Here is a 4,869-nt window from a genome sequence, read left to right on the forward strand (position 1 = left end):
CCCACTGGGCGGGGATCCCGGGATCCGGCGCCCCGTGCGGTTTGGCGAGACCGTCGCGCGCCGGGTGCTGCTGGTCCATGGCCACGAGGGGCACGTCCGGCAGTTCGCCCGCCTGATCCGCGCGCTGCGGCAGGACGGTGCCGAGGTCGATGCGCTGATCCTCCCCGGCCACCTGAAGCCGGGCCAGGGCCATTGCTCGATGGCCGGGATCGTCGCGGCGATCACCCGCGCCGCGCAGGAGCAGGGGCCCTACGATGCGGTCATCGCCCATTGCGTCGGCGCCAGCGGACTGCTCTTCGCGCTCGATGGCGGGCTCGGTTGCGCGCGGGTGGTGCTGGTCTCGGCCCCGCTCGAGGTGGCACGGCTGGTGCGCTACGGCGGCACCCAGTACGGCATCGGCGGCCGCTGCCTCGACGCCTTCGTGCAGGAGGTGAGCCGCGCGGGCGCGCCCTATGCGCTCGAGACCCCGTGGCGGCCGATGGCGGAGCACCGGCGCGAGGCCTGCCTCGTCGTCCATGCCCGCGACGACTACGCCGCGCCGGTCTCCGAGGTCGAGGCGCTGCCCGGGGTCTGGCCGGCGGCGCGGGCGGCGATCTTCGACGAGGGCGACCACAACGGCATCATCGCCATGGCGCCCGCGATTGCCGAGATCACGGCCTTCGTTGCGGCCGAGCCCGAAGCGGACGCGTCCCGATAGGCCGTCCAGGGCGGCGCCGATCGGCTCTGCCTGCTTCTCGACCGGAAACCGGGCGTGTGCCTGTCCGATAGGCATTTTCCTCTTGCAAAGCCGTCGAGCACGCCCCTAGCCTTGGCAGGAAACAGGGAAAGTCCGCGCGCCTTCTACGCCGCATCGGGGGCGCGCAAGAACCGGACAAGGGTAAGGCGGCGGGTCATTACACATGGACATCTCCTTTCTTCTGAACGGGGAAAGAGTGGATCTGCGCGGGGTGTCGCCCACGCGGACCGCGCTCGACTGGCTGCGCGAAGAGCGCGGGCTGACCGGCACCAAGGAAGGCTGCAACGAGGGCGACTGCGGCGCCTGCACCGTCATGGTGACCGACGGGCAGGGCGTGCGCGCGGTCAACGCCTGCATCCTCTTCCTGCCGCAGCTGCACGGCAAGGCGCTGCGCACGGTGGAAGGCATCGCCGGGCCCGACGGCAGCCTGCACCCGGTGCAGCAGGCAATGGTCGAATACCACGGCTCGCAATGCGGCTTCTGCACGCCGGGCTTCGTGGTCTCGATGGCCAGGGCCCACACGACCGGCGACAGTTGCTATGACGATGCGCTGGCGGGCAATCTCTGCCGCTGCACCGGCTACGCGCCCATCGTGCGCGCCGCCGAGGCCGCAGCATCCGAGCCGGTGCCGGCGTGGATGGACGAGGGCGCGCTGCCGGACGTGGCGGGCAAGCTGTCCTCGACCGACATGACGGCGCACGCCCCCGAGACCGCCGACGAACTGGCCGAGCTGGCTGCCCGGCACCCCTCGGCGACGCTGGTCGCGGGGGCGACGGACGTGGGGCTCTGGGTCACCAAGCAGCTGCGCGAGCTGCCCGAGGTGATCTTCCTCAACCGCTGCCGCGACCTGCAGGAGATCGAGGTCACCGGGGACGAAATCCGCATCGGCGCCGGCGTCACCATGGACCGGGTGCTCGACCTGATGCGCGACCATTTCCCGAGCTACGCCGAGATGCTGCGCCGCTACGGCTCGGCGCAGGTGCGGGCGGCGGCGACCATCGGCGGCAACATCGCCAACGGCTCGCCGATCGGGGACAACCCGCCGCCGCTGATCGCGCTGGGCGCGCGGCTGCACCTGCGTTACCGCGACACGCGGCGCGAGATGGCGCTTGAGAATTTCTTCCTCGAATACGGCAAGCAGGACCGCTACCCGGGCGAGTTCGTCGAAGGCGTCACCATCCCCCGGCAGGACGACCGGCTGCGGGTCTACAAGCTGTCGAAACGCTTCGATCAGGACATCTCGGCGGTCTGCGGCGCCTTCTCGGTGCGGATCGACGAGGGCCGGGTCGCGGAGGCGCGCATCGCCTTCGGCGGCATGGCGGGCACCCCCAAGCGCGCCGCGGCGGTCGAGGCGGCGCTGACCGGCAAGCCGTGGACCGACCAGGCGGGGGTCGCGGCATGGGAGGCGTGGGAGGAGGATTTCGCGCCGATGTCGGACATGCGGGCGTCGTCGGAATACCGGATGGCGGCGGCGCGCAACATGCTGACGCGCTACCTGCTCGAGGATCTGGGCGCGGCCACTGACGTGCGGAGGGTGCGGGCATGAGCGTCGCGAAACCCCTGCCGCATGACGCGGCCCCGCTGCACGTCACGGGCCGCGCGCGCTACATCGACGACATCCCGGTGCCGCCGGGCTGCCTGCACCTTGCCTTCGGCCTGTCGGAGATCGCCGCGGGACGGATCTCGGAGATCGACCTTTCCGAGGTGCGCCGGGCGCCGGGGGTGGTGCGGGTCTGGGAGGCGAAGGACCTGCCCTCGGCCTGCGACTGCTCGCCCTCGCTGGGCGACGAGCCGATGCTCTCGGGCGCCACGGTGCATTACGTGGGCCAGCCGGTGTTCCTTGTCGCCGCGACCTCGCATCTGGCCGCGCGCAAGGCGGTGCGCAAGGCGGTGATCCGCTACCAGGAGCGCGATCCGGTGTTCACCGTCGACGAGGCGATGGCGGCGGATGCGCGTTTCGAGGAAGGCCCCCGGATCTGGGAGAAGGGCGACGCCGCCCGGGCGATGGAGACGGCGCCGCATGTGGTGACCGGCACGCTCGAGATGGGCGGGCAGGAGCATTTCTACCTCGAGGGACAGGCGGCGCTGGTCTTCCCGCAGGAGAACGGCGACCTGCTGGTGCACAGCTCGACCCAGCACCCGACCGAGATCCAGCACAAGGTGGCCCACGCGCTGCACAAGCCCATGCACGCGGTGCGGGTCGAGACCCGGCGCATGGGCGGCGGCTTCGGTGGCAAGGAAAGCCAGGGCAATGCGCTGGCGGTGGCCTGTGCGGTGGCGGCGGACGCGACCGGGCGGCCGGCCAAGATGCGCTACGACCGCGACGATGACATGACGATCACCGGCAAGCGCCACGATTTCCGCATCACCTACGAGGCGGGCTTCGACGAGACCGGGCGGCTGCTGGCGGTGGATTTCGTGCATTACACCCGCTGCGGCTGGGCGCAGGACCTGTCGCTGCCGGTGGCGGACCGGGCGATGCTGCATTCGGACAACGCCTATGACGTCCCCAGCTTGCGGGTCGAGAGCCACAGGCTCAGGACCAACACCCAGAGCGCGACGGCCTATCGCGGCTTCGGCGGCCCCCAGGGGATGCTGGGGATCGAGCGGGTGCTCGATCATGTGGCCCATGCGCTGGGCCGCGATCCGCTCGAGGTGCGACGGGTGAACTACTACGCCGACATGGCGGGCGACGGGCCCGCGGAGGGGCCGGACGGGGGGCTGTCTGCCCCCCGCGCGCCTGCGGCGCGTCCCCCCGAGGATATTTCCGGCCACTGGAAGGGGGCTGCCGCGGACGAGGATCTGACCTCGCGCGGGGCAGAGGGGGCGGTGGTGCCGGGCGATCCCCCGGTGGCGCCCGCGGGGGTGCAGAGCACCCACTACGGTCAGCCGGTGGAGGATTTCATCCTCGGGGCGCTGACCGACAGGCTGGCGGAGAGCTGCGATTACGCGGCGCGGCGCGAGGCGGTGGCGGCGTGGAACGCCGAGACGCCTCTGCTGAAGCGCGGCCTCGCGCTGACGCCGGTGAAGTTCGGGATCTCCTTCACGCTCACCCATCTCAACCAGGCGGGGGCGCTGGTACATGTCTACCAGGACGGGTCGGTGGCGCTGAACCATGGCGGCACCGAGATGGGGCAGGGGCTGTTCCAGAAGGTGGCGCAGGTGGCGGCGGCGCGGTTCGGCATCCCGCTCGAGCGGGTGCGCATCACCGCCCAGGTGCCCAACACCTCGGCCACCGCGGCCTCGTCCGGGTCGGACCTCAACGGCATGGCGGTGCAGGCCGCCTGCGACACGCTGCGCGGGCGCATGGCCGAGCACCTGGCCGGGCTCTACCAGGCGAAACCGTCGGAGGTGGTCTTTGCCGACGGCGCCGTGCAGGTGGGCGACGAGCGGCTCAGCTTCGAGGACGCGGCCAAGCTCTGCTACGAGGGGCGCGTCAGCCTGTCGGCCACCGGGTTCTACAAGACGCCCAAGGTCGACTGGGACCGCATCCGCGGGCAGGGGCGGCCGTTCTTCTACTTCGCCTATGGGGCCGCCTGCACCGAGGTGGTGCTCGACACGCTGACCGGCGAATATCGCATCCTGCGCACCGACATCCTCCACGATTGCGGCGCCTCGCTGAACCCGGCGCTCGACATCGGCCAGATCGAGGGCGGCTACGTGCAGGGCGCGGGCTGGCTGACCACCGAGGAGCTGGTCTGGGACGACAAGGGGCGGCTGCGCACCCATGCGCCCTCGACCTACAAGATCCCCGCCTGTTCCGACCGGCCCGAAGTCTTCAACGTGGCTCTCTGGGACGGGCGCAACGCCGAGGAGACGATCTACCGCTCCAAGGCGGTGGGCGAGCCGCCGTTCATGCTGGGGATCTCGGCCTTCCTCGCGCTCTCGGACGCGGTCGCCGCCTGCGGCGAGGCCTATCCCGAGCTCGATGCGCCGGCGACGCCCGAGCGGCTGCTGATGGCGATCCGGAAGGTGCAGGATGGGGTTTGACGTCGCTGCCCTGCGCGCGGCCGTCGTCCGGCACGGCCGGGTGGTGCGCGTCGTCGTGGCCGAGGTCGCTGGCTCGGCCCCGCGCGAGGTCGGCACGTCGATGCTGGTCTGGTCCGAGGACGGCCGGACCTGCCAGTCGGGCA

At 71.4% G+C, this 4,869-nt stretch carries 4 protein-coding genes; all 4 read left to right on the forward strand.

Translation table 11 applies throughout. The annotated features are described in order from the left end of the window. A partial coding sequence (locus tag HC022_RS19075; protein WP_217704063.1) for an alpha/beta hydrolase occupies positions 1-697 on the forward strand: 697 nt, incomplete at its 5' end. Between the two features lie 202 nt (positions 698-899). Beyond that, positions 900-2,282: a xanthine dehydrogenase small subunit gene (xdhA, locus tag HC022_RS19080; protein WP_167453473.1), complete on the forward strand. Its 1,383-nt coding sequence runs from the start codon at positions 900-902 to the stop codon at positions 2,280-2,282. Continuing rightward, positions 2,279-4,726, forward strand: a complete 2,448-nt coding sequence (locus HC022_RS19085; RefSeq protein ID WP_167453474.1) for a xanthine dehydrogenase molybdopterin binding subunit — start codon at positions 2,279-2,281, stop codon at positions 4,724-4,726. The genes xdhA and HC022_RS19085 overlap by 4 nt, the downstream gene beginning before the upstream one ends. Beyond that, positions 4,716-4,869 (forward strand): XdhC family protein (locus HC022_RS19090; protein WP_303049082.1); only part of this gene is annotated, 154 nt, incomplete at its 3' end. The genes HC022_RS19085 and HC022_RS19090, both read left to right, overlap by 11 nt.

It is taken from the genome of Salipiger sp. HF18 (genome assembly GCF_011806505.1).
GTDB lineage: Bacteria > Pseudomonadota > Alphaproteobacteria > Rhodobacterales > Rhodobacteraceae > Salipiger > Salipiger thiooxidans.